Raw genomic sequence first — 26,286 nt, forward strand, 5'->3', positions numbered from 1 at the left:
ACCGCATACCTTTACCGCCCTCAACGAACCCCCTCGGGCCACGACCGTGACTCGACAAGGAGATAGCATGAGCACCGAACTCTTTACCCAACTTGAGCAGAAAGTCGGCCAGGCCATCGACAGCATCGAGATGCTGAAGATGGAAGTCGAAGAGCTGAAGGAAGAGAACCAGCGCCTGACCGAAGCCAAGACAGGTCAGGGCGAAGAGCTGGAGCAGCTGCGCCAGACCAACGCTCAACTGCAGGAAGAGCGTGACCAGTGGGCACAGCGTCTGGAAGCACTGGTCGCACGCTTCAGCGAGACCGAGAGCGAAACCCAGAGCGCCTGATGCTCCCGCGCGCCCTGCGCGCTGGGCCGCGTGAACCTGCACTCTTGAACAATGGCTCTTGAACAGGAGCGCTTGAACAAGAGTTCATGAACAGGGCCTCATGAAAACGCCGCCGACAGGAGACTGTCGGCGGCGTTTTCGTATCGGCACCAGCGCAAGGGAGATAGCCGGAGCCCAAGACAGAAGGGCCAGGATCACACCAGCGGCAGCGACATGAGCCAGGCATCTTCTCGCCCGTCATCCGCCAGCGGATAGTAGCCCTTGCGCACTCCATCCCGGGTGAAGCCGGCCTTCGCATAGAGGGCTGCGGCGGCGGCATTGCTGGCGCGCACCTCCAGCAGCAGGCGCTCAAGCCCCGAGTCACGTTGCCAGTCACGCGCCTGCGCGATGGCGGCGGCCAAAAGGCGTGCACCGACGCCCTGCCCGCGCTGCGCGGCGTGTACGGTGATCGCCTCGATCTCGGCCTCGAAGGGCCCACGCGCCAGCACCACGAAGCCGATCAGCTCTGCGGTCGACGTCTCACCGCCCGACGATTCACAAGTCGGCGAGTCACAGGCCTGCCACCAGGCGCCCAGCACACAGCGCGCGTCATCGTTGAGCACATCGATCAGCTGTGAAGCGCTCAGGCCATGTGCCTGGCTGGCCTCGATAGCCTCAAGCGCCGTCAGGGTCGCTTGATCATCGGCCAGCTCACGCAGCTCGAGGCGCCGGGAAACTGACTCGCTCATGAGGCGTCCGTCTGCGGCGATGCCGACTGCCACTCGCGTCCCCAGCGGATCAACAGCGGCCACAGTTTGCGCTTGGCCTCACTGGAGTGCGCCAGCGCCGGCAGTGCCGGCCCCTGCCAGACCGGCAGGTTCAGCAGACTGGAGGTCGCCTCGCCGCGCTCGGAAGCGGTGATGCCAAGCACCTCGCGCAGCGTCTCGCTGGCCTCATCGCTGCCGAAGATCAACAGCCTCTCCGGCTGCCAACCACGACGTGCTGGGCCGCTCAGGAAGGCATGCAACCCTTCGCGGGCTTCCTCGAGTGGCGCACTGGCCTTGAGGTTGGGCAACAGCGGCCAGCGGAAGTGGCTGAAGGAAAGCCCTGATGCCGCCTCGATACCGGCGGCGCGCCACAACGCCTTGAGCAAGGCTTCCCCTTCCAGATGCGGTGCCTCGTCACCGGGCAGCATGATCAACCAGCGTCCTTCCAGCGCCGCCAGCTGAACGCTGAAGCGCAGTGGCGGCTTGTCTGCCGCTGGCGGTGTCACTGCCTCATCTGCTGCCGGTGCCTCGGCCGAGACCTGCGTCGGCGGCGTCCCCCACGAGGCGGTGCTGCTGGTCTCGGCAGCGCCGGGCGTCGGCGGGGCAGCCGCAGCGGGGGCTTCGACCGCCGCCGGCGCCATGCCCAGCAAGGCGCGTGCACTCGAGGCCGGAGAAGGCCCTGCCGGGCGTGGCGTCGCGCTGCCGGCCATGCCGCCAGCCTGAGCGGAGGAGCCATGGCTGGCATCCGCCGTCTGGTGGGCAGCAGGCGGGCGCGGCGCCTCATCGATCAGCGCGTGCAGGCGCGCCTGAGGCGCGACCGCCTCCGCCGCTTGCGGCTCGGGCCAGTCACACGCCTGGGTGGGCAAGGCATTGGGCAGCTGATAGCGACCGACCCAGGCGGTCAGTCCCATCGCGTCCAGATATTGCAGGCGTTGCGGTTCAGGGGTCATGGTCAGTGCTTGCCGCCGCCCAAACAGTTGGGGGAATCCGGAATCTCGCCACCGCGTGCCGCCCACTCCTGCGCGGTGTACAGGTGCAGTGCCAGTGCATGCACCGGGCCATCCAGCTCTTCGCTGAGCAAGGCATACAGCTGCTGGTGACGCTTGACCCGCGACAGGCCGCTGAAGCGATCGCTGACCAGCGTGACCTTGAAGTGGGTCTCGGAGTTAGCCGGCACGCTATGCATATGGCTCTCGTTGACGACTTCGACCATCAACGGGTCAAGCGTCGCGAGCTTGGTGTCTATCTGGGTCTGGATGCTCATGCGCAATCTCCTTGAAGGGGGGAAGCCGCACGACGGACATGCGGAAAATTGAGGGTGACGATGCGATCGCCACAACGCAAATGGCCTCGGGCATTTTGCCCGAGGCCATTGTAGCGTCTGTCGCCATCACTGACAGTCATTGCTGACGGCGCTTGCTGACAGCTCTTGCGGAAAGTGCGGCGACGACGGCCATCATGCCGAAGAGTCAGTCCAGATCGGCCAGCAGCTCGTCATCGACTTCGCTGACTTCCAGCGGTGCCTCGTCGTCCAGGTCGACCGCCAGATAGCTGTGCTCGACGGTCAGGAAGCGCTCGAAGAGTGCCTTGTCCATCGGCTCCGGCCAATGGCGGGTGTCTTCTTCCCAGGCGCGCAGCTCGCTTTCCAGCACGTCCAGCCAGCGCTCGGAGACGAAGCCGTCCAGCGCCTCACGCGTGTCCATCTCGGGAATCAGGTAGACGGTGCTCTCCTGATTGACATCCTCCAGCGCCAGATCCTCGCCTCCCTCGCCTTCGGATTCCAGCGAGTTGATCCAGTCGACAAACGCCTGGGTCGGCTTGACGCTCAGGGCGGAACGGTTAAGCAGCTTCATTCTGCACTCTCCAGGACATTCAGGGACAATTCCGAGACAGGACACACCGTGGATGGCAGCGCCGCTCATAAAGCAGGCACGCGATGCGGGTGAGCCTCGAGGCGTCCAGTGCGTCACCCTGGCAGTGCCAGGGCGCCAGCAGACTGGACGCCGACCATTATGGCCGCTCGCGGGCAACAAAGCCAAGCGCCACCTTGCCTCATCGGCACCGATCATGCCCCGCGAGGCACTCGTCGTCAGTCATTCGTGTGAGGCAGGGACCACAACGCCCCCGATCAGGGATCGGAGGCGTTGCGGGTGCCCTCAGCGCGGCCCGTCACGATGGCGCGTCATGATGCGCCATGGGGATGGGCTGGCGGCCGACTGCTCAGCCCTGCTGCGGACGCATCGCCGGGAACAGCAGCACGTCGCGGATGGAGGCGCTGTCGGTCAGCAGCATCACCAGACGGTCGATGCCGATGCCTTCACCGGCGGTCGGCGGCATGCCGTATTCCAGCGCGCGCACGTAGTCGGCGTCGTAGAACATGGCTTCGTCATCACCAGCGTCCTTCTCGGCCACCTGGGCCTGGAAGCGTTCGGCCTGATCTTCGGCGTCGTTGAGCTCCGAGAAGCCATTGGCGATCTCGCGGCCACCGACGAAGAACTCGAAGCGATCGGTCACGTGCGGGTTGGCATCGTTGCGACGCGCCAGCGGGCTGACCTCGGCCGGATATTCGGTGATGAAGGTCGGCTGGTCGAGACGGTGCTCGGCGACTTCCTCGAAGATCTCGGTCTCGAGCTTGCCCAGACCCCAGATCGGCTTGACCTGGATACCGAGACGCTCGGCCGTGGCGCGCGCGGCGTCATAATCGGCCAGGTCGGCTTCGGTGATGCCATCGCCGTACTTGATGATCGACTCGCGCATGGTCATCTGGATGAACGGCTGGCTCAGGTCGTACTCGCTGCCCTGACAGGTGATCTGCGTGGTGCCGAGCACTTCCTGCGCGGCAGTACGGATCATGTCTTCAGTGAGCGCGATCAGGTCACGGTAGTCCGCGTAGGCCCAGTAGAACTCGAGCATGGTGAACTCGGGGTTGTGACGCGTCGACAGCCCTTCGTTGCGGAAGTTGCGGTTGATCTCGAACACGCGCTCGAAGCCGCCCACCACCAGACGCTTGAGGTACAGCTCCGGCGCGATGCGCAGGTACATTTCCATGTCCAGCGCATTGTGGTGCGTGATGAACGGACGCGCGGTCGCGCCACCCGGAATCTGCTGCAGCATCGGCGTCTCGACTTCCATGAAGCCGCGCTCGCTGAGGAAGCGACGGATGGAGGCGACGATGCCGGCACGCAGCGCGAAGGTGCGGCGTGACTGCTCGTTCATGATCAGGTCGACATAACGCTGGCGATAGCGCATTTCCTGATCGGACAGACCGTGGAACTTGTCCGGCAGCGGACGCAGGTTCTTGGTCATCAGCTGGGCGCTTTCGATCATGACATACAGATCGCCCTTGCCGGATTTGTGCACCGGGCCACTGGCACCGACGATGTCACCGATATCCCAGCTCTTGATGTCCTCGAGCAGCGCTTCCGGCAGGCCCTTCTTGTCGACGTAGAGCTGAATCTGACCGGAGACTTCCTGCAGCACGATGAAGGGGCCACGTTTGCGCATGATACGCCCGGCGACGGCGGCCTTGCGGTCCAGCGTCTCCAGCTCGGCCTTGTCCTTCTCGCCCAGCTCTTCCATCAGGTCAGCGGCGAGGCTGTCGCGACGGAAATCATTCGGGAAGGCACTCTTGCCTTCGGCGGCGGCCTGCTCGCGGCGGGCGTTCAGCTTGGCGCGACGTTCGGCGATCAGGCGGTTCTCTTCCTGAGCCTGCTCGGCGGCCTGCTGCTCATCAATGGCGGGGGTCTGCTCTGTCGACATGGAGGGGCCTGTCTCGTGTCAAAGGGTCATGGCCTGGGCCACGACAGATCATGGTCAGCCTGACGATTGTGACCATCAGGGCTGACCGCGATACGGGGATTCGTGGCCTCCGCCGGCGAGACCGGCGGAGGCGAATAGGCGCTGGGCCGCGAGGGTACTCGCGCTCAGAGCCCCATCTTGAGGCTGGCGACGATGAAGTCATCGAGGTCGCCGTCGAGCACCTTGTCACAGTTGCTCGACTGGACGCTGGTCCGCAGGTCCTTGATGCGCTGGTCATCGAGGACGTAGGAGCGGATCTGGCTACCCCAGCCGATATCGGACTTGGAGTCCTCGAGTTCCTGCTTGGCGGCGTTGCGCTTCTGCATCTCGGCTTCGTAGATACGCGCCTTCAGCATCTTCATGGCGCGGTCACGGTTGGAGTGCTGGCTACGCTCGGTCTGGCAGGCCGCCACGATGCCTGTCGGCACGTGGGTGATACGTACCGCGGAGTCGGTGGTGTTGACGTGCTGACCACCGGCGCCGGAGGAGCGATAGGTATCGGTGCGCAGGTCGGCCGGATTGATGTCGATCTCGATGTTGTCATCGATTTCCGGCGACACGAACACGGACGCGAACGAGGTGTGACGACGGCCGCCGGAGTCGAAGGGACTCTTGCGGACCAGACGGTGCACGCCAAGCTCGGTGCGCAACCAACCGAAGGCGTAATCACCCTCGACGTGGATGGTCGCGGACTTGATGCCGGCGACTTCACCGGCGCTCGCCTCGACGATCTCGGTCTTGAAACCGTGATGCTCGGCCCAGCGCAGGTACATGCGCAGCAACATGTTGCCCCAATCCTGCGCTTCGGTACCGCCGGAGCCTGCCTGGATGTCGAGGTAGGCGTTGTTGGCGTCCATCTCACCCGAGAACATGCGGCGGAACTCGAGCTTCTCGAGACTGGCCTTGAGCTGGTCCAGCTCGCGGACGACTTCGTCCACGGTGCCTTCATCCTCTTCCTCGACCGCCATTTCCAGCAGATCGGAGCAGTCGGACAGACCGTTGCTCATGTCGTCGAGGGTCTTGACGACCAGCTCCAGCGACGCACGTTCCTTGCCGAGCTTCTGCGCGTAGTCCGGGTCATTCCAGACATCCGGATTCTCGAGCTCGCGAGTGACTTCCTCTAGCCGATCCTGCTTTTCGGCATAGTCAAAGGTACCCCCTCAGGACTTCTGCCCTTTCGGACAGGTCCTTGATGAGGTTGGTGATCGGATTGATCTCTTGCATGGTCGTCCTGTCTTGAGGCGATGATGCGTGAATGGGTGCGCGGCGATCCTGTCGCAAGCGACGGGCTCCGCCACATGCCACCCCAGGGTGCATGTGCAGATCGACAGCGCGCAAAGCCCGATATTGTAGCCATTTCCCGGCGTGGCGACCATGCCCGGCCCATCATCCGTGGCCAGCGGGCAAGCGGCGGCTCTCGGCTGTCAGGCATGCCACCCATCAGCGGGCAGGCGACGAATACGACCAAAGTCATTCAAAGGCCCGTCAGCCCCGAATGGCCCGAGTTTCCACGCCTTGCATGACGTTTATCGAATGCATGCATAAGCCATCCATTTTTTAACATGGACAGCGGGCAGGAAAAGATTCGATGGTAGAAGGCGACACTCGTATTACCCCTAACAACAATAGCGAGCTTCCCTATCATGGCACGACTGCACTCCCCCTCTCACACCCCGGTGCTCCCCGGACGCTTCGCGCTCAAACGCCTGGCAGGCTCTCTGCTGCTGGCCGGGGGCATCGTCGCCTCCCAGGGCATCATGGCCGACACGCTCAAGCTGGCGATCATGGGCGAACCGGCCTCGCTGGACCCGCAGCAGATCTCCGGCACCTGGGAAAATGACGTGGTAGGCGATCTCTTCGAGGGACTGGTCACCGAAGCGGCCGATGGCGAGCGCATCCCCGGCGCGGCCGAGTCGTGGCAGATTTCCGACGATGGCAAGACCTACACCTTCACGCTGCGCGAGAACGGCAAGTGGTCAGACGGTGAGCCGGTGACCGCCGAGGACTTCGTGTACGCGCTCAAGCGCATCATGACGCCGGAAAATGCCTCGGATTACGCCTACATCCTGTATCCGATCAAGAACGCCAAGGCCATCAACAGTGGCGAAGCCGAGCCGGACACCCTCGGCGTGCGTGCCGTGGATGATCACACCCTCGAGATCACCCTCGAGCGCCCGACGCCCTACTTCCTGGATCAGCTGTCGCACTACACCGCCTACCCGCTGCCGAAACATGTGGTGGAGAAGTACGGCAAGGACTGGACCGACCCCGGCAAGATGGTCTCCAACGGTGCCTTCGAGCTGAGCGAGTGGCAGCCGCAGACCCGCATCGTCGCGCTCAAGAATCCTGAGTTCCACGATGCCAATGAGGTCGCGCTGGATGAGGTGATCTACTACCCCATCGAGGAGCGCAACAGCGCCCTGAAGCGCTTCCGCGCCGGCGAGATCGACATCGCGCGCGAATTCCCGACCCAGCAATACGGCTGGCTGAAGGACAACCTGCCGGACGCCACCCACGTCGCGCCCTACCTGGGCATCTACTACTACGTGCTCAACTCGCGCGATGGCCATGCCACGGCAGACCCGCGCGTGCGCGAGGCGCTCAACCTCTCCATCCGTCGCAACATCATCACCGACAAGATTCTCGGCACCGGCGAAGTGCCGGCCTACAGCTTCGTGCCCACCGGCGTGAACCATTACGACATCCAGGAGATGGCCTTCAAGGACATGTCGATGGATGAGCGCATGCAGAAGGCCAGGTCCCTGATGGAAGACGCCGGCTACGGTCCGGACAACCCGCTGGAGCTGACCCTGCGCTACAACACCAGCGAAGACCACAAGAAGGTGGCCATCGCCGCCGCCGCGATGTGGAAGCCGCTGGGCGTGAAGGTCAATCTGCTGAACGCCGAAGTCGCGGTGCACTACGAGGACATGCGCCAGGGCAAGTTCGATGTCGGCCGCGCCGGCTGGATCGGCGACTACAACGACGCCCAGAACTTCCTCAACCTGCTGGAAAGCGGCGTGCCCAATAACTACGGCGCCTATTCCAACAGTGCGCTGGATGACGACATGCACAAGGCTGCCAATACGCTCGACATAGAGGATCGCGAGGCGCTGATGCAGGACGCCGAGCGCAAGGCGCTGGATGACTACGCCGTGCTGCCGATCTACTACTACGTGTCGCGCAATCTGGTGAACCCCAAGCTCAGCGGCTGGAAGAACAACATCGAGGATACTCACCGCTCGCGCTGGGTCTCGTTCTCCGAGTGAGGCGAGCCCTGTGAGCCTCTGACCCGGCTCGCCGCTCTCTAGATCGTCATGGGTCCACGCTCGTGTCCGTCAGGGCAGGAGCGTGGCATCTGCCAAGGATGGCACCAGAAGATGACGTCGCGCCCCACGGGCGTGACAAGGAGTTCATGCATGTCCCCCACCTCACCGATGCAATGCGCGGCAAGCCTCAGCGCAGGCCTGCTGCTGTCCGCTCTTCCCCTCTCCCTTGGCGCTTCCGGCAGCGTCATGGCCGCAGCATCCACGAGCCAGAGCGAGCAGATCCTGCGTATCGCCAATGGCGCCGAGCCCGGCTCGCTGGACCCGCAACAGACCAACGGCACCTGGGAGACACGCATCACGCGTGATCTGTTCGAGCCGCTGATCGCCTACTCCGCCGACGGCGAGCTGACTCCCGGGCTGGCAGAGCGCTGGGAGTCGTCCGCCGATGGGCTGAGCTGGACCTTTCATCTGCGCGAGGGGCTCGAATGGTCAGACGGCACGCCGCTGACCGCCGAGGATGCCGTCTTCGCGCTGCGCCGCCTGCTGACACCCGCCACCGCGGCCCACAACGCCACGCTCTACTACCCGATCGTCAATGCCCGCGCGGTGAATACCGGTGCGCTGGCACCGGATCAACTCGGCGTGGCCGCACCGGATGCGCGCACGCTTACCATCACTCTCAGCCACCCTTCGGCGACGCTGGAGCAGACGCTGGCGATGAGCGAAGCCGCTCCGCTGCCACGCCATGTGATCGCGGCCAAGGGCGCTGACTGGACGCGGCCGGCCAACATGGCCACCTCGGGCGCCTTCGTGCTCAAGACCTGGTCGCCCCAGGCCGAGATTCGCCTGACGCCCAATCCGCGCTATCACGCGGCGGACACGGTCGCGCTCGATGAGGTGGTCTACCTGCCCATCGAGGAGAGTCATGCCGCGCTCAATCGCTTCCGCGCCGGCGAAGTCGAGATCGCCTACGGTGTGCCCGCCAGCCATTACACCTGGATCCAGGACAATCTGGCCGCTGCCCTGCAGACCTACCCGATCCTCGGCGAGTACTTCTATGTCTTCAATCTGCGTGATGGCTCGCCGGTGGCCGACCCGCGCATTCGTCGCGCGCTGAATCTGGCCACGCGCCGTGAGGTGATCACCGAGCGCATTCTCGGCATGGGCCAGATTCCCTCCTGGCACTTCGTGCCGAAGGCATTGGGTGAGCATCAGGGCGCGCGCTTCGACTTCGCTGACTGGTCGATGGACAGGCGCATGGCGAAGGCGCGTGAGCTGATGGCAGACGCGGGCTACGGCCCGGATACCCCGCTTGAGCTGACCCTGCGCTACAACACCCTGGAAGACCACAAGAAGATCGCCGTGGCCCTGGGGGCGATGTGGAAACCGCTGGGCGTGAAGGTGACGCTGACCAACACCGAGGCCGCGGTGCATTACCGCGATCTGGCGCTGGGCGATTTCGAGGTCGGCCGTTACGGCATGATCGCCACCATCGCCGATGCCTACGACTTCCTGAACGCCTTCAGCAGCGACAACACCTCCAACGCGCCCGGGCTCAGCTCGCCGACCTACGATGCGCTGATCGAGGCGGCGGCGCGTGAAGGAGATGTCGGCACCCGCCAGCGCCAGCTCCACGACGCCGAGCAGTATCTGCTCGACAACGATGTGGTGCTGCCGCTCTACGACTATGTCACCTCCAGCCTGGTCGACCCCGCCATCAGCGGCTGGGCGCCCAATGCGCTGGACGTGCACCCGAGTCGCTATCTGCAGCTCGATACCTCGCACTGACAGACAACAGTCACCAATAACAACGACACACCCGGGCAGCGGCCCGGACGGAGCACTGGATGCTGAGCTACACCCTCAAACGGTTGCTGCAGGCGATTCCCACCCTGCTGATCGTGATCACCCTGTCGTTCTTCCTGATGCGGGTCGCCCCGGGCGGCCCCTTCGATGGCGAGCGCCGCCTGCCCCCGGAAATCGAGCAGAACCTGCGCGCGGCCTATCACCTGGATGAGCCATTGCCGATGCAGTATCTGCGCTATCTGGGCGATCTGGTGCAGGGCGATCTCGGCCCGTCCTTCAAGTACAAGGACTTCGATGTCAGCGAGCTGATCAGCCAGGGCTTCCCGGCCAGTCTGGAGCTGGGCATGTGGGCGATTCTGGCCGCGCTGCTGATCGGGGTGCCGCTGGGGGTGATCGCGGCCATCCGGCGCAACTCGACGGCAGATTACGTGGTGATGAGTACTGCGCTGGCGGGGATCGCGGTGCCCAACTTCGTGATCGCCCCGCTGCTGGCGCTGGTGTTCGGCGTGCTGCTCGGCTGGTTGCCGGCCGGCGGTTGGAACGGTGGCGCCTGGCAGAACCTGCTGCTGCCGGTGGTGGCGCTCTCCATCCAGCAGATCGCCTACATCGCCCGCATGATGCGCGCCAGCATGATCGAGGTGCTCGGCAGTCACTACATCCGCACCGCCCGCGCCAAGGGCCTGGGCGAGTGGAAGGTGATTCTGCGCCATGCATTGCGACCGGCGATGCTACCGGTGGTCTCCTACCTCGGCCCGGCCATCGCCGGCATCATCACCGGCTCGGTGGTGATCGAGCAGATCTTCGGCATTCCCGGCATCGGGCGCTATTTCGTGCAGGGTGCGCTCAATCGTGACTACACCCTGGTGATGGGTACGGTGGTCTTCTATGGCGCCTTGATCCTGCTGCTCAACCTGATCGTCGATCTGCTCTACAGCATGCTCGACCCGCAGATCCGCTACGACGACTGACCCGAGGCCCTGACATGTCACAGACAACTCCCGCTCCCCACGGCACCGGCGGTGCCAGCGCCTTCGATGGCCAGCCCCCTGCCGCGCCGGCAGGCGACAGCCTGACCCGCGACGCCTGGCGTCGTCTCAAGCAGAACCGCGCTGCCATGTGCAGCCTGGTGGTGATGGCCGTCATCGTGCTGGCCTGTCTGATCGGCCCGTGGCTGACGCCCTTCGAACTCGATGAAGTCGACTGGAACGCCATCGGCACCGGTCCGGACCTGGCCTCCGGCCACGTCTTCGGCACCGACGTCAACGGCCGCGACCTGCTGACCCGCACCCTGCATGGCGGCCAGATCTCGCTGTCGGTGGCGCTGGTCGCCACCTTCGTCAGCCTGGTGATCGGCGTGCTCTACGGCGCCGTCTCCGGCTACTTCGGCGGACGTACCGACAACCTGATGATGCGCTTCGTCGACATCATGTATTCGCTGCCGTTCATGTTCCTGGTGATCCTGCTGATGGTGGTGTTCGGTCGCAACATCTTCCTGATCTACGCCGCCATCGGCGCGGTGGAGTGGCTGGACATGTCGCGCATCGTGCGCGGCCAGGTGCTGGCACTCAAGAAGCGCGAATTCGTCGAGGCGGCGCATGCGCTGGGGGTGCGCGACCTGCAGGTGGTCACCCGCCACCTGATCCCCAATGCGCTGGGGCCGGTGATCGTCTACGTCACGCTGACGGTGCCCAAGGTCATCCTGCTGGAAAGCTTCCTGTCGTTCCTCGGCCTCGGCGTGCAGGAACCGCTGACCTCATGGGGCGTGTTGATCTCCGAAGGCAAGGACATGATGGAGACCGCACCCTGGATGCTGCTGGTGCCCTCGGCCTTCCTCGCCGCGACCCTGTTCTGCCTCAACTTCCTCGGCGATGGGCTGCGTGATGCCCTCGACCCCAAGACTCGCTGAACCGGAGCGCTGATCATGACTTCTTCACCCTCTACCTCCGGCACCTCCTCCAGCTTGCCGCCAGCACGCAACGCCGCCGACCAGGCACGCGCCGACACCCTGACTCGCCTGGGACTGACGGCCGAGGCGCCGGGCACGCCGCCGCTGATGGAGATCGATGACCTCAAGGTCGACTTCCAGTTGCCGGATGGCGCGGTACCCGCCGTCAAGGGCGTCAGCTTCACCCTCAACAAGGGCGAGACGCTGGCGCTGGTCGGCGAGTCCGGCTCCGGCAAGTCGGTCACGTCCACCGCCATCCTGCGCCTGCTGCCGGAACTCGCCGAGATCAAGGGTGCCATCCGCCTGCGCGGCGAAGACCTGCTGAGTGCCTCGACGCGTCGCATGCGCGAGCTGCGCGGCAACCGCATCGCCACCGTCTTCCAGGAGCCGATGACCTCGCTCAACCCGCTGCACCGCATCGGGCGCCAGATCATCGAGGTACTGGCGCTGCATCGTGACCTCAAGGGCCGCGCGGCTCGCCACAAGGCGCTGGAACTGCTCGAGCAGGTCGGCATCCCGGAGCCGGCACGGCGTATCGACAGCTATCCCCATGAGCTGTCCGGTGGCCAGCGTCAGCGCGTGATGATCGCCATCGCGCTGGCCTGCGAGCCGGACCTGCTGATCGCCGATGAGCCGACCACCGCGCTGGATGTCACGGTGCAGGCGCAGATCCTGCGGTTGCTCAAGTCGCTGCAGCAGCGCTACGGCATGGCGATCCTGTTCATCACCCACGACCTGAGCATCGTGCGCCACTTCGCGGACCGCGTCTGCGTGATGCGTCACGGCGAGCTGCTGGAAACTGGCGCCACCCACGACGTCTTCGAGAGCCCGCAGCACGCCTACACCCGCATGCTGATCGATGCCGAACCGGCCGGTGAGAAAGCACCGGTGGCCGCGGATGCACCGGTGCTGCTGTCGGCGCGCGATGTGCGTGTCAGTTTCACCATCAAGCGTCCACTGTTCGGGCCCAAGGTCGCCTTCGAGGCGGTGCGCGGCATCGATCTCGAGGTGCGACGCGGCCAGACCATCGGCATCGTCGGCGAGTCCGGCTCCGGCAAGTCGACGCTGGGTCGCGCCCTGCTGCGCCTGCTCAAGAGCCAGGGCCAGATCAGCTTCGATGGCGTCGATATCATGCCGCTGGACAAGTCGGGCATGCGCCCCTTGCGCTCGCGCATGCAGGTCGTCTTCCAGGACCCCTTCGGCTCCCTGTCGCCGCGCCTGACCGTGGGCGAGATCATCAGCGAAGGCCTGCGCATGCATCACCCCGAGCTCAATCGCGCCCAGCGCGATGCGCGGGTCTGCGACGCCCTGAGCGAGGTCAGCCTCGACCCCGGCATGCGCAATCGCTATCCGCATGAATTCTCCGGTGGTCAGCGCCAGCGCATCGCCATCGCCCGCGCCCTGGTGCTCAAGCCGGAATTCCTGCTGCTGGACGAGCCGACCTCGGCGCTGGACCGCTCGGTACAGGTCACGGTGATCGACCTGCTGCGCGACCTGCAGGCGCGCCATGGCCTGACCTATCTGTTCATCAGCCATGACCTGGCGGTCGTGCGTGCGCTGTCAGACCACCTCATCGTGATGAAGGAAGGCGAGGTGGTGGAAAGCGGCAGCACCCACGCCATCTTCGAGGCACCCCGTGAGCGTTATACGCGTGAATTGATGCAGGCTGCCTTCGCCCCGGACCTGGGACAGACGCACCACTGACCCCCTGAAAAGACGACATGACTGATGGGCGCTGCGGCGCCCATCAAGACCCCGCTTTGCCTGAGAAAAGGCGCAGGGCCTAATCACTGCCTGCTTGAAGGGTGGCGATGAGCGCCCGGCCTCGCCCCGGGCAAGGGCAGCCGAGTCGCTCACACAAATCGACATTGGCTGCCAACCGGGTGCTTGCACCCGACCGAGGCCGGAGCAGGACGCTCCGGCATGACCCACACCGATGGAAAGACATGCACAGGATGACGATGCAACCTACAACAACAGCCAGCATCCCCCTTCACACTCACTCACGACTGCGTCACGCGATTGGCGCAGCCCTGCTCGGTACGGGACTGCTGAGCATGAGCCCCATGGCCCAGGCCATCGAGGTCTACAAGACGGATACCGACCGCGTCGAGTTCAGTGGCCGCCTGGCGGCGTTTGCCGTGATCCAGGATGGCGCACACGACGAGATCTACAACGGCGGCTCGCGGGTGCGCCTGATCCACGAGCATCAGTTCGAGCAGGGCTGGAGCTCCATCATCCGCGCCGAATGGGGCTTCGATCCCTGGTTCAAGGACGGCACCGATGCTCACTACAAGCGCATGCTCTATGCCGGAGCGGCCCACGAGAAATGGGGCAGCTTCACGGTCGGCAAGCAGTATGGCCCCTGGTACGACATGGTGGCCGTCAACACCGACTGGTTCTGGATCAATGGTGGCGAGGCGTCCGGCACCTTCGAAGGCCGCAGCGGTGACGGCGGCCTGCATGGCACGGGGCGGCCGGACAACTCGCTCTACTGGAAGAAGAGCTTCGACGACGTTACTGTCGGCCTGCTCTACCAGCTCGGCCATGATGGCCAGCACAGCAACGAGACCTCACTCTTCGAGGATGGCGTCTTCACCACCGAGACCGAGTATTCGGGGTATGAGCGTGACTACAGCTATGAAGCCGCGCTCAACTGGCACCCGAACGAGGACTTCACGGTGGGCGGGGTCTTCCACCATACGGAGCTGAGCGACTACGAGAGCGGCAACAGCGAGAACGGCGATATCGATGCCTGGCTGCTCGGCGGTCACTGGTCACCGGGCAACTGGTACATCGCCCTCGTCGGCGGGGAATATCGCAACCACATCGCCGGCAGCACCCTGGACTCCTCGGAAAGCTTCGTCGACAAGGCGCGCGGCGCGGAATTCGTGGTCAACTACAAGTTCAAGGAGGTCATCTGGGGCGATGACAGTGTCGAGCTCTACGGTGGCTTGAATCACCTGGAGGACGCCGACAGCGAAGCACGCTACGCCTATCAGATTCTGGGCGCGGCCTGGCGGGTCAAGGACCTGACGCTGGCCACCGAGTATCGCTTTGACAACAGCCGCCAGTCAGACGGCAGCGAGTACAGCGCCGACCGCGACCAGCTGATGTTCCTGGCGCGTTACGACTTCTGATCGTCATGTCTGACGCTGGTGACGGTTCGCCAATGCTCGCGCTGAGGCGATAGTTCCCCCTTGCCTGATGAACCCGGCAGGGATGACAAAAAAACGCCCGGTCATATGACCGGGCGTTTTTTTGTCGGTTGTATCGGTTGTCCCGAGATCAGCTCAGCGTTTCAGCCGCTGACGTGCTCAGAAGCGATAGGTCGCGCCGAGACCGAAGCCATGCGCTTCATTCTCGTAATCGGCTTCATAGGTGCCACGGTTGGGCTCGCTCAGGCTGACGGTGGCCGTCTCTTCCCACAGGTAGGTGTAGGCCATGTCGATGGTCAGCTCCGGCATCGGCGTCCAGCCGGCCCCCAGCGAGAAGATGGTGCGATCACCGGACGGGATACGCGCGCTGCGATGCTCATCCACGGTCGGGCTGTCATCGAAGGCCATGCCGGTGCGCAGCACCCACTGCGGATTGAGCTGATAGCTCAGACCCACCGCGTACTGCCAGCTGTCTTCGTAGCCCTGCTCCTCGACGATGTCGTTCATGTTGTCGACTTCCACCGCGATCTCATCGAAGCGGCTCCAGTGCACCCAGGTCACACCCGCCATCAGCGTCCAGCGATCATCCAGCTTGTGCGTCACGGAGAAGTCGATGCTTTCCGGCAGGGTCACGTCCAGCGACGCATCCTGCTCGGTATTCGCGAAGCCCGTGCCAGTGAAGACATTGTTGTACTTGGCCTCGCCTTCCAGGCTGTAATCCACCTTGGAGCGATAGGACAGACCGAGACGGGTGCTTTCCACCGGCTGGAAGATGACCCCGACGTTGTAGCCCCAAGCGGCATCGTCGCCCTTGATCTTGACCTTGCCATCGCCTGTGCCAGCATCGAGAGTATTCGACGTCAGCTCACCCTTGACGCTGTTGTAGGTCACACCGGCGCCGATGGCCCATTTGTCATTGATGCGGTAGGAGATGGTCGGCTGGGCGGTGACCACCTCGACTTCACTGTAATTGGCGAAATAGCGGCCGCGGAAATCAGAACCATAATCGGTGATCACACCAAAGGGCGCGTAGACCCCGAAGCCCAGTGCTACCCGGTCGTTCATCGGCTGCACGTAATAGAAGGAAGGCACTGCCGCCCCTGGCACCATGTCACCGTCATCTCCGCCAGAGACTGGCCGACCGAGTGCATCATTCGCGCTGGCGACATCAATATCGGTATTGACGTCCAGATAGGTCACACCGCCGGTGATCTGGGCACGATCCAGGAAAGACATGCCGGCCGGATTGCCGAATACGGTGGAGGCATCATTGGCATTCGAGGCGCGCCCGGCGAAGGAGGTGCCCTGGGTGCTGACACTCTGCTCGTTCAGCTGGAAGGCCCCCGCGTGAACGCCACCGGCATAAGCCGTGGCTACCGTTGCCAGAGCGACCCCGAGGGTGAGTTTGTTCATCTTGTTTTTCATTATGGATGGCGTCCCATTGCAGGTGGCTGGAGAGCTGCATGTTGTTGTTATCGTTCGTTGATGCATAGCCCTGTCACTTACGTTTTGGGCGAGTCGATCGCTCAAGTCAAGGGCGAACGTTTGTTTGAATAGGGAGATTTCTAGTATTCAGGGAACTTTCATTCATGTCTGCACTGTCTCGTGCTGCTAAGCCCATGACCTGACGACGATTTAGTGCCTTGTCGCCAGCGTTTAAAACACGACAACCTCCTCTGCTCCCCCCTCTAGCCTATTGGTCGAACATCAGCTTTTTCGTATGTATCGGCTCGCTTGACCTATGTGCAACACATAAGTCTTACACTGATGATCAGTCACGGAACATTGGCTGCCGACAGACCTTCAGGGCAGCCGAATGCTCTCTCCGCCACTCTTGATCACCAGGAGATGATGCAATGAAAGTCGCTGAGCTGGCCCGCGCGGGGGGCGTCACCGCCGAAACCGTTCGCCATTACACGCGCCAGGGGCTGATCACGGCCCGACGTGATCCCGTCAACAACTACCAGCGCTTCGATGAGCAGGCGCTGGTACGCCTCAAATTCATCAGTCAGGCACGCCAGCTGGGCTTCAGCCTTGCCGACATCAAACAGATTCTCGAGCAGGCGGACCAGCACGACTCGCCGTGCCCGCTGGTTCGTGACCTGCTGCGACAGCACCTGCCGAGAGTGCGCGAGCGCATTCGTGAGCTGGAAGCCCTCGCAGAGCGCATGGAGCATGCGCTGGATTGCTGGCAGGACCTGCCGGATGGCGTGCCGGACGGCAACAGCGTGTGCTGTCTGATCGAAGGCTTTCCGCAGGACGTGCCCGACACCGCTTCCACCTCCAAACGCCGCGACGGGGGGCAATCATGACGACCACATCACTTCCCGAGACACGCCTTCTGCAGGCGCCAGGCATCCATTGTCAGGGCTGTGTCAGCAGGATTCGTCGTGCCGTGCAGGCGCAGGACCCGCAGGCCGAGTTGCTCGGCGCGCCTGACGCAGAGCTGTTGCTGATGCACAGCCAGCTGTCATCCACGGCACTGCAGGAAGTCGCGGACGACTGCGGCTACCCCCTCAAGGAAGAAGCCCTGCCGGAACGCGCCCATCACGATCTGTCGGTGTACGGCATGCACTACCAGAAATGCGTCGCCAGATTGCGCGAGGCCATCCAGCACTGGGATGACACCGCGCAAGTCAGTGGCACGCCGAAAGAAGACACTCTCGACGTGGACACCTGTCTGCCGCGCGGGCTGCTCGAGAGAATCATCCTCGAGACGGACTATTCGCTTGAGGCCCCCGCCGAGGCGGCTGAAGCTCAAGCCGCGCCGGCTGCTGATACGCCGGTCGTTGCGAGCAAGTCAGGCGCTGCGAACGCGTCAGGTACTGCAAACAAGACAGCGACTGCGAGCCAGCCAGCCGATAGCGCAAACGCCGAGTTCTCGCTGTCCGGCGTCACCTGCGCCAGCTGCGTGGCGACGATCCAGAAGGCACTGGATGGCCTGGATGGAGTTCAGCAGGCGCAGGTCAACTTCGCCTCACGCACCGCCCAGGTCACGAGCCGCCTCACTCCCGACGAGATCGTCTCGGCCATCGAAGGTGTCGGCTACGGGGCGAGCCTGGTGGAAGACGCGCAGGCCGGTGAGCTGCAACAGCAAGAGGACGCCGATCAGGAATATCGCTCTCGTGTCCGTGACAGCGTGCTGTCACTGGGCATCGGCATCCCCCTGATGATCAGCATGTTCTTCCATCAGCCCGGCTTCGAGGGGCTCGAGCGCGGGGTGTGGCTGGCGATCGGCGTCGCCGTGCTGGGCGTGCTCGCCACGGCAGGACGCAACTTCTTCACCAGCGCCTGGAAGGCCTTCACGCACCATCAGGCCAACATGGATACGCTGGTGGCGCTCGGTACCGGGGCGGCATGGATCTACTCCATGGGCGTGCTGCTGTTTCCCGACAGCGTGCCCCCGGCGGCGCGCGGGCTCTACTTTGAAGCCTCGACCATGATCATCGGCTTGATCAGCCTGGGGCAGGCGCTGGAAGTCCGCGCCCGCGGCCGCACTCAGCAGGCGCTGCGCGCGCTGCTGGATCTGCAGACCCGCACGGCCCGCGTGATCCGCGACGGTGAAGAGCGCGAGATCGATATCAACGAGGTCCGCAGCGGGGACCAGGTGCGCATTCGCCCCGGTGAGCGCATCCCGGTGGATGGCAGGGTCATCGAGGGCCAGAGCCACATCGATGAATCGATGCTCAGCGGTGAGCCACTGCCCGTGTCACGCGGTATTGGCGACGAGGTAGCCGCCGGTACGCTCAATACGCGTGGCAGCCTGGTCTTCGAGGTCGAGCGCGTCGGTAGCGAGACGCGCCTGGGACGCATCATCAGCCAGGTGCGTCAGGCGCAGAATTCGCGCCCGCCGATCGGCCGGCTGGCTGACACCATCTCCGGCGTGTTCGTGCCCAGCGTGATGATCATTGCCATCATCGCGGCGCTGGCGTGGTTCAACTTCGGGCCTGCGCCGACCGGCGTGCATATGCTGGTGGTCGCGACGGCGGTACTCGTCATCGCCTGCCCGTGTGCGCTGGGTCTGGCGACGCCGATCTCGACCATGATCGGGGTCGGCAAGGCGGCGGAACATGGCGTACTGGTCCGCAGCGGTGAGGCACTGCAGACCGCCAGTCGTTTGACCGCGCTGGTGGTCGACAAGACCGGCACCCTGACGCGCGGCAAGCCGGAGGTCACCGAGGTCTCGCTCCTCGAAGGGGAAGACGAGGAAGCCGTGCTGGATGCAGCATATGCACTGGAGCGGGGCTCAGAGCACCCGCTGGCCGCGGCGCTGCTGGCACATATCGAAGCCAGACGCCCCGAAGCCTCGCGCAGCAAGGCCTTCCATGACTACCAGACCATCAGCGGGCGCGGCATTCAGGCCCAGGACGATGCAGGGCGCACCTGGCGCATGGGCAACGCTGCCATGCTGGAAGAGGCAGGTATCAGCCTGGTTCCTCTCAGCGAGCAGATCACGTCTCTAGAAGACAATGCGCGCACCTTGATCCTGATGGCTCGCGACGATGAATTGCTCGCCGTCTTCGGCCTGGCCGACCCGCTGCGTGACGATAGCCGCGATGCCATCGCTCGCCTGCATGCCATCGGCCTCAAGGTGATCATGCTGACCGGTGACAACCCTCACACGGCAGCGGCCGTGGCGCGCGAGACCGGTATCGATGATTACCGTGCCGGCGTCTCACCGGATGACAAGCACGATGAGATCGCGCGGCTGCAGCAGGAAGGTCACGTAGTGGGAATGGTCGGCGATGGCATCAATGATGCGCCGGCGCTGGCGCTGGCCGATGTCGGCTTCGCGATGGGCGAAGGTACCGATGTCGCCATCGAGACCGCCGGTATCACGTTGATGCAGCCGTCGCTGGGCGGGGTCGCGGATGCGATCGCGATCAGCCAGGCCACCCTGCGCAACATCAAGCAGAACCTGGTGGGGGCCTTCGGCTACAACCTGATCGGCATCCCGATTGCCGCAGGCATCCTCTACCCCTTCACGGGCATGTTGCTGTCGCCGGTCATCGCGGGACTGGCCATGTCCCTGTCCTCGGTCACCGTCGTGACCAATGCCAATCGTCTGCGTCGCTATACGCCCCCGAACGCAGCTGGATCCGCAACGAGTAACCCCGAGAATACCGCCACCACCTCACAAGGAGCGTCAGCATGATCTGCATGGCCATCAATCTGCTAGGGCTCGGCCTGATCGCCGCCATTGTCTGGTGGTTCTGGCTCGCCAAGTCATGAAACACACTCCAGGCCTTGCTCTGTAGTCCCTGAAATAGAGCAAGCTGATCGCACAAGACAATCGCGCAAGATCATCAACTCAAAGCCCTGTCACATCCTGTGTGGCAGGGCTTTTTTCGTGACTGTTTCCTGATCAAAAGCGCACCAGACGGCTCTCGCAAGACTCGCAACGATAGCGCTCATGACATGCCGTCCTGCGGCTCCGAGACCTGGGTCACCCGGCAAGTCCACTGGGGGGAAAGCAGCTGTCGCGAGGTCTTGTGGATAGCTCCTGCACTGCCGAATCTTGAGTTTTCCACAGCCGCTTTGCTCTTCTTTACCCCGCGTGCCTCTTCTTTATCCCGCTTGATCAAGGTGCCGAGAATGCAAAAACGCCCCTGCCACATCGGTGACAGGGGCGTTTCCTTTGGTCTTCTTTCTGCACAGCGTCTCTACTGACGTCTCTATGCGCGCCTTTCCACACATGTCACACATGGCTTCTCCCACGCATGACCTTCGCGCCTATGATTTTTCCTGCGCACAAAGAGAACCGCCCCTGCAGCAAGGCTACAGGGGCGGTTCAGTATAAGTGCCTGACGAGCTTTTCATGACTGTCGTGGGGCGGCCATCCGCGACTCTTGCAGGGAGAAACCCTACCTGGCGGATCTATCACACCAATGATCTAGCAGCTTTCATCAGCAATTCTCGGCACATTTTGCTTGCACGAGGCTTTTCTTTTGCGCCAATTTTTCCTGCGCACAAAGAGAACCGCCCCTGCAGCAAGGCTACAGGGGCGGTTCGGGATAAGTGCCTGACGATGACCTACTCTCACATGGAGAAACTCCACACTACCATCGGCGCTAAGCGGTTTCACTTCCGAGTTCGGCATGGGATCGGGTGGTTCACGCTCGCTATGGTCGTCAGGCGAAACGGTGGCATCTTGCGATGCCTGAGTCTCGAGGCTTGTGGCCTCGTGACTCGCAATATGAATCATGCTGACCGATATGTCTCGATCCTGTCGCAATCCCGGAGTTTGCCTGCGCAAACCCCTTGGGTGTTATATGGTCAAGCCTCACGGGCAATTAGTACTGGTTAGCTCAACACATTGCTGTGCTTCCACACCCAGCCTATCAACCTTGTAGTCTTCAAGGGCCCTTCAGGAGGCGCAAGGCCTCAGGGAAGTCTCATCTTGAAGGGGGCTTCCCGCTTAGATGCTTTCAGCGGTTATCCCGTCCGAACGTAGCTACCGGGCAATGCCATTGGCATGACAACCCGAACACCAGAGGTTCGTCCACTCCGGTCCTCTCGTACTAGGAGCAGCTCTTCTCAAACTTCCGACGCCCACGGCAGATAGGGACCGAACTGTCTCACGACGTTCTAAACCCAGCTCGCGTACCACTTTAAATGGCGAACAGCCATACCCTTGGGACCGACTTCAGCCCCAGGATGTGATGAGCCGACATCGAGGTGCCAAACACCGCCGTCGATGTGAACTCTTGGGCGGTATCAGCCTGTTATCCCCGGAGTACCTTTTATCCGTTGAGCGATGGCCCTTCCATACAGAACCACCGGATCACTAGAACCTACTTTCGTACCTGCTCGACGTGTCTGTCTCGCAGTCAAGCACCCTTATGCTCTTGCACTCAATGCACGATTTCCAACCGTGCTGAGGGTACCTTCGTGCTCCTCCGTTACTCTTTAGGAGGAGACCGCCCCAGTCAAACTACCCACCATACACTGTCCTCGATCCGGATAACGGACCTGAGTTAGAACGCCAATGATGTCAGGCTGGTATTTCAAGGTTGGCTCCACCGCATCTGGCGACGTGGTTTCAAAGCCTCCCAGCTATCCTACACAGACAACATCAGCATCCAGTGTAAAGCTATAGTAAAGGTTCACGGGGTCTTTCCGTCTAGCCGCGGGTACACAGCATCTTCACTGCGATTTCAATTTCACTGAGTCTCGGGTGGAGACAGCGTGGCCATCATTACGCCATTCGTGCAGGTCGGAACTTACCCGACAAGGAATTTCGCTACCTTAGGACCGTTATAGTTACGGCCGCCGTTTACCGGGGCTTCGATCAAGAGCTTCGCGTGAGCTAACCCCATCAATTAACCTTCCGGCACCGGGCAGGCGTCACACCCTATACGTCCGCTTGCGCGTTTGCAGAGTGCTGTGTTTTTAATAAACAGTTGCAGCCACCTGGTATCTTCGACCGGTAAGAGCTTACGGAGCAAGTCCTTCACTCGAACCGGTGCACCTTCTCCCGAAGTTACGGTGCCATTTTGCCTAGTTCCTTCACCCGAGTTCTCTCAAGCGCCTTGGTATTCTCTACCTGACCACCTGTGTCGGTTTGGGGTACGGTCGCATGTGATCTGAAGCTTAGAGGCTTTTCCTGGAAGCGTGGCATCGATGACTTCCTGACCGTGGTCAGTTCGTCTCGCATCTCGACCTCAGAGGAACCGGATTTGCCTGATTCCTCGGCCTACATGCTTTCACCAGGACAACCAACGCCTGGCTCACCTAGCCTTCTTCGTCCCCCCATCGCAACCACATCCGGTACGGGAATATTAACCCGTTTCCCATCGACTACGCGTTTCCGCCTCGCCTTAGGGGCCGACTCACTCTGCTCCGATTAACGTAGAACAGAAAACCTTGGTCTTCCGGCGGGGGAGTTTTTCACTCCCCTTATCGTTACTCATGTCAGCATTCGCACTCGTGATACCTCCAGCAGACTTCTCAATCCACCTTCATTGGCTTACACGACGCTCCTCTACCGCTCATCCAGAGGATGAACCCGTAGCTTCGGTACCTGATTTAGCCCCGTTATATCTTCCGCGCAGGCCGACTCGACTAGTGAGCTATTACGCTTTCTTTAAAGGATGGCTGCTTCTAAGCCAACCTCCTAGCTGTCTGAGCCTTCCCACATCGTTTCCCACTTAATCAGGATTTTGGGACCTTAGCTGACGGTCTGGGTTGTTTCCCTTTTCACAACGGACGTTAGCACCCGCTGTGTGTCTCCCACGCTGCACTCACTGGTATTCGGAGTTTGCCTCGGGTTGGTAAGTCGGGATGACCCCCTAGCCGAAACAGTGCTCTACCCCCAGCGGTGATACGTGAGGCGCTACCTAAATAGCTTTCGAGGAGAACCAGCTATCTCCGGGCTTGATTAGCCTTTCACTCCGATCCACAGCTCATCCCAGCATTTTTCAACATACTTGGGTTCGGGCCTCCAATTGATGTTACTCAATCTTCACCCTGGCCATGGATAGATCGCCCGGTTTCGGGTCTATACCCTGCGACTGGTCGCCCAGTTAAGACTCGGTTTCCCTACGCCTCCCCTATACGGTTAAGCTCGCCACAGAATATAAGTCGCTGACCCATTATACAAAAGGTACGCGGTCACACCACGAAGGTGCTCCCACTGCTTGTACGCATACGGTTTCAGGATCTATTTCACTCCCCTCGCCGGGGTTCTTTTCGCCTTTCCCTCACGGTACTGGTTCACTATCGGTCAGCCAGGAGTATTTAGCCTTGGAGGATGGTCCCCCCATGTTCAGTCAAGGTTTCTCGTGCCCCGACCTACTCGATTTCACGTGACTCAGACTTCGACTACGGGACTATCACCCTGTATCGTCAAGCTTCCCAGCTTGTTCGTCTGTCAGTTGTCACGCTTAAGGGCTGGTCCCCGTTCGCTCGCCGCTACTTGGGGAATCTCGGTTGATTTCTTTTCCTCCGGGTACTTAGATGTTTCAGTTCCCCGGGTTTGCCTCTATAGGTTATGTATTGGCCTATAGATACTCACCTGATGGTGAGTGGGTTTCCCCATTCGGAAATCGTTGGGTCGCAGGGTATTTGCCACCTCGCCAACGCTTATCGCAGGCTATCACGTCCTTCATCGCCTCTGGCTGCCAAGGCATCCACCGTATGCGCTTAATCGCTTGACCATATAACCCCAAGGGGTCTGTCAAGGATTACGAATCTGTCGGACCTCTCCGACATATCGTTTGATAGACATGCACTTGGCGCACATATCTATCGTCAGCATGATTCACATTGTTAAAGAGCGGCTGTTCAGAGAACAGTGAGAAGTCACACAACCTTCACGAGGAAGGCGATATGCTTGTCACTGTGGACTGTGCAGCGTTATCAGGTAGTAGAAGCTGAACCGGACTTTCATGGTGGAGCCAAGCGGGATCGAACCGCTGACCTCCTGCGTGCAAGGCAGGCGCTCTCCCAGCTGAGCTATGGCCCCAAAGTCGGCAAAACCGTGTCGACAAAAGCACGAAGCTTTTGGTGGGTCTGGGCAGATTTGAACTGCCGACCTCACCCTTATCAGGGGTGCGCTCTAACCAACTGAGCTACAGACCCGACACTACTACTCGATAAACTAACTTGATCAGGTAATTCGTTGTGAGCACTTGCCGCGAGCAGTAGACAGTGTCGATAAGGAGGTGATCCAGCCCCAGGTTCCCCTAGGGCTACCTTGTTACGACTTCACCCCAGTCATGAACCACACCGTGGTGATCGCCCTCCCGAAGGTTAGGCTAACCACTTCTGGTGCAGTCCACTCCCATGGTGTGACGGGCGGTGTGTACAAGGCCCGGGAACGTATTCACCGTGGCATTCTGATCCACGATTACTAGCGATTCCGACTTCATGGAGTCGAGTTGCAGACTCCAATCCGGACTGAGGCAAGCTTTATGGGATTGGCTCCACTTCGCAGTATTGCAACCCTTTGTACTTGCCATTGTAGCACGTGTGTAGCCCTACCCGTAAGGGCCATGATGACTTGACGTCGTCCCCACCTTCCTCCGGTTTGTCACCGGCAGTCTCCTTAGAGTTCCCGACATTACTCGCTGGCAAATAAGGATAGGGGTTGCGCTCGTTACGGGACTTAACCCAACATTTCACAACACGAGCTGACGACAGCCATGCAGCACCTGTCTCAGAGTTCCCGAAGGCACCAATCCATCTCTGGAAAGTCCTCTGGATGTCAAGGGTAGGTAAGGTTCTTCGCGTTGCATCGAATTAAACCACATGCTCCACCGCTTGTGCGGGCCCCCGTCAATTCATTTGAGTTTTAACCTTGCGGCCGTACTCCCCAGGCGGTCAACTTATTGCGTTAGCTGCGCCACTAAGTCCTCAAGGGACCCAACGGCTAGTTGACATCGTTTACGGCGTGGACTACCAGGGTATCTAATCCTGTTTGCTACCCACGCTTTCGCACCTCAGTGTCAGTGTCAGTCCAGAAGGCCGCCTTCGCCACTGGTATTCCTCCCGATCTCTACGCATTTCACCGCTACACCGGGAATTCTACCTTCCTCTCCTGCACTCTAGCCAAGCAGTTCCAGATGCCGTTCCCAGGTTGAGCCCGGGGCTTTCACACCTGGCTGACTTAGCCACCTACGCGCGCTTTACGCCCAGTAATTCCGATTAACGCTTGCACCCTCCGTATTACCGCGGCTGCTGGCACGGAGTTAGCCGGTGCTTCTTCTGCGAGTGATGTCTTTCCTCGGGAGTATTAATCCCAAGGCGTTCTTCCTCGCTGAAAGTGCTTTACAACCCGAAGGCCTTCTTCACACACGCGGCATGGCTGGATCAGGCTTTCGCCCATTGTCCAATATTCCCCACTGCTGCCTCCCGTAGGAGTCTGGGCCGTGTCTCAGTCCCAGTGTGGCTGATCATCCTCTCAGACCAGCTACGGATCGTCGCCTTGGTGAGCCATTACCTCACCAACAAGCTAATCCGACATGGGCTCATCCGATAGCGCAAGGTCCGAAGATCCCCTGCTTTCTCCCGTAGGACGTATGCGGTATTAGCCTGAGTTTCCCCAGGTTGTCCCCCACTATCGGGCAGATTCCCATGCATTACTCACCCGTCCGCCGCTCGACGCCTCCTAGCAAGCTAGGATCGTTTCCGCTCGACTTGCATGTGTTAAGCCTGCCGCCAGCGTTCAATCTGAGCCATGATCAAACTCTTCAGTTGAAAGCTTGATAGTCTGTTAAGCAGACCAAACTTGGTT

The 26,286-nt window shown here is 61.7% G+C and carries 16 protein-coding genes, 2 tRNA genes and 3 rRNA genes; 9 read left to right on the forward strand and 12 right to left on the reverse strand.

The window, feature by feature from the left end:
- The first annotated feature begins 67 nt into the window (after positions 1 to 67).
- The gene (gene zapB / locus U0O11_RS15960) at positions 68 to 328 is read left to right on the forward strand and encodes a cell division protein ZapB (protein WP_054556544.1); all 261 of its coding nucleotides are present in this window, start codon (positions 68 to 70) and stop codon (positions 326 to 328) included.
- A 194-nt stretch (positions 329 to 522) separates the two neighbouring features.
- On the opposite strand, the gene U0O11_RS15965 is transcribed toward zapB, so the two are convergent.
- From U0O11_RS15965 to prfB, 6 genes are all read right to left on the reverse strand, one after another.
- Positions 523 to 1,056 carry a GNAT family N-acetyltransferase gene (locus U0O11_RS15965; RefSeq protein ID WP_279835848.1) on the reverse strand — a complete coding sequence of 178 codons (534 nt, stop codon included), beginning with the start codon at positions 1,054 to 1,056 and terminating at the stop codon, positions 523 to 525.
- On the reverse strand, positions 1,053 to 2,024 hold the full coding sequence (locus U0O11_RS15970; protein WP_279835845.1) for a hypothetical protein: 972 nt from the start codon (positions 2,022 to 2,024) through the stop codon (positions 1,053 to 1,055). The genes U0O11_RS15965 and U0O11_RS15970 overlap by 4 nt, the downstream gene beginning before the upstream one ends.
- A gap of 2 nt (positions 2,025 to 2,026) precedes the next feature.
- Positions 2,027 to 2,338: a BolA family protein gene (locus tag U0O11_RS15975; protein ID WP_043336297.1), complete on the reverse strand. Its 312-nt coding sequence runs from the start codon at positions 2,336 to 2,338 to the stop codon at positions 2,027 to 2,029.
- Between the two features lie 205 nt (positions 2,339 to 2,543).
- Entirely contained in the window at positions 2,544 to 2,927 is a 384-nt protein-coding gene (locus tag U0O11_RS15980) for a hypothetical protein (RefSeq protein WP_043336300.1), read from the reverse strand.
- A gap of 367 nt (positions 2,928 to 3,294) precedes the next feature.
- Positions 3,295 to 4,833, reverse strand: a complete 1,539-nt coding sequence (gene lysS / locus U0O11_RS15985) for a lysine--tRNA ligase (RefSeq protein WP_043336301.1) — start codon at positions 4,831 to 4,833, stop codon at positions 3,295 to 3,297.
- 164 nt (positions 4,834 to 4,997) lie between these two features.
- A protein-coding gene (gene prfB, locus U0O11_RS15990) for a peptide chain release factor 2 (RefSeq protein WP_107335890.1) occupies positions 4,998 to 6,096 on the reverse strand; the annotation gives its coding sequence in 2 pieces (ribosomal slippage) (positions 4,998 to 6,020 and positions 6,022 to 6,096; 1,098 coding nt in all).
- 419 nt (positions 6,097 to 6,515) lie between these two features.
- On the opposite strand from prfB, the gene U0O11_RS15995 reads away from it, so the two are divergent.
- The 6 genes from U0O11_RS15995 (at position 6,516) to U0O11_RS16020 (ending at position 15,032) form a co-directional block, all read left to right on the forward strand.
- A complete protein-coding gene (locus U0O11_RS15995; protein WP_324690714.1) occupies positions 6,516 to 8,141 on the forward strand; it encodes a peptide ABC transporter substrate-binding protein in 1,626 nt (541 codons plus the stop codon).
- Between the two features lie 150 nt (positions 8,142 to 8,291).
- Positions 8,292 to 9,929, forward strand: a complete 1,638-nt coding sequence (locus U0O11_RS16000) for a peptide ABC transporter substrate-binding protein (RefSeq protein ID WP_279837640.1) — start codon at positions 8,292 to 8,294, stop codon at positions 9,927 to 9,929.
- 59 nt (positions 9,930 to 9,988) lie between these two features.
- A complete protein-coding gene (gene oppB, locus U0O11_RS16005) occupies positions 9,989 to 10,915 on the forward strand; it encodes an oligopeptide ABC transporter permease OppB (protein WP_279837641.1) in 927 nt (308 codons plus the stop codon).
- A gap of 14 nt (positions 10,916 to 10,929) precedes the next feature.
- Positions 10,930 to 11,853, forward strand: coding sequence for an ABC transporter permease (locus tag U0O11_RS16010; protein ID WP_107335886.1), 924 nt, complete (start codon positions 10,930 to 10,932; stop codon positions 11,851 to 11,853).
- A gap of 147 nt (positions 11,854 to 12,000) precedes the next feature.
- A complete protein-coding gene (locus tag U0O11_RS16015) occupies positions 12,001 to 13,596 on the forward strand; it encodes an ABC transporter ATP-binding protein (RefSeq protein WP_279837647.1) in 1,596 nt (531 codons plus the stop codon).
- A 353-nt stretch (positions 13,597 to 13,949) separates the two neighbouring features.
- The gene (locus U0O11_RS16020) at positions 13,950 to 15,032 is read left to right on the forward strand and encodes a porin (RefSeq protein WP_279837642.1); all 1,083 of its coding nucleotides are present in this window, start codon (positions 13,950 to 13,952) and stop codon (positions 15,030 to 15,032) included.
- Between the two features lie 177 nt (positions 15,033 to 15,209).
- Here the strand turns inward: U0O11_RS16020 and U0O11_RS16025 are convergent, their stop codons facing one another.
- Positions 15,210 to 16,463 carry an OmpP1/FadL family transporter gene (locus U0O11_RS16025; protein WP_279837643.1) on the reverse strand — a complete coding sequence of 418 codons (1,254 nt, stop codon included), beginning with the start codon at positions 16,461 to 16,463 and terminating at the stop codon, positions 15,210 to 15,212.
- A 443-nt stretch (positions 16,464 to 16,906) separates the two neighbouring features.
- On the opposite strand from U0O11_RS16025, the gene U0O11_RS16030 reads away from it, so the two are divergent.
- Together U0O11_RS16030 and U0O11_RS16035 are read left to right on the forward strand one after the other, a co-directional pair.
- Positions 16,907 to 17,362, forward strand: coding sequence for a MerR family DNA-binding protein (locus U0O11_RS16030; protein WP_213113556.1), 456 nt, complete (start codon positions 16,907 to 16,909; stop codon positions 17,360 to 17,362).
- Between the two features lie 257 nt (positions 17,363 to 17,619).
- The gene (locus tag U0O11_RS16035; RefSeq protein WP_442872663.1) at positions 17,620 to 20,205 is read left to right on the forward strand and encodes a heavy metal translocating P-type ATPase; all 2,586 of its coding nucleotides are present in this window, start codon (positions 17,620 to 17,622) and stop codon (positions 20,203 to 20,205) included.
- An 865-nt stretch (positions 20,206 to 21,070) separates the two neighbouring features.
- Here U0O11_RS16035 and rrf read toward each other — a convergent pair.
- The 5 genes from rrf to U0O11_RS16060 all read right to left on the reverse strand — a co-directional run bounded on the left by rrf (position 21,071) and on the right by U0O11_RS16060 (position 26,249).
- Positions 21,071 to 21,186: ribosomal RNA gene (gene rrf / locus U0O11_RS16040) — 5S ribosomal RNA — on the reverse strand.
- Between the two features lie 136 nt (positions 21,187 to 21,322).
- Positions 21,323 to 24,208, reverse strand: a 23S ribosomal RNA gene (locus U0O11_RS16045).
- A 232-nt stretch (positions 24,209 to 24,440) separates the two neighbouring features.
- Positions 24,441 to 24,516 (reverse strand) — tRNA-Ala (locus tag U0O11_RS16050).
- 39 nt (positions 24,517 to 24,555) lie between these two features.
- A tRNA-Ile gene (locus tag U0O11_RS16055) sits at positions 24,556 to 24,632 on the reverse strand.
- A 76-nt stretch (positions 24,633 to 24,708) separates the two neighbouring features.
- Positions 24,709 to 26,249, reverse strand: a 16S ribosomal RNA gene (locus U0O11_RS16060).
- Together the 16S, 23S and 5S rRNA genes with 2 tRNA genes alongside form the textbook arrangement of a ribosomal RNA operon.
- Positions 26,250 to 26,286: the final 37 nt, after the last annotated feature.

Source organism: Cobetia sp. D5, from assembly GCF_035666195.1.
GTDB classification, from domain to species: domain Bacteria; phylum Pseudomonadota; class Gammaproteobacteria; order Pseudomonadales; family Halomonadaceae; genus Cobetia; species Cobetia amphilecti.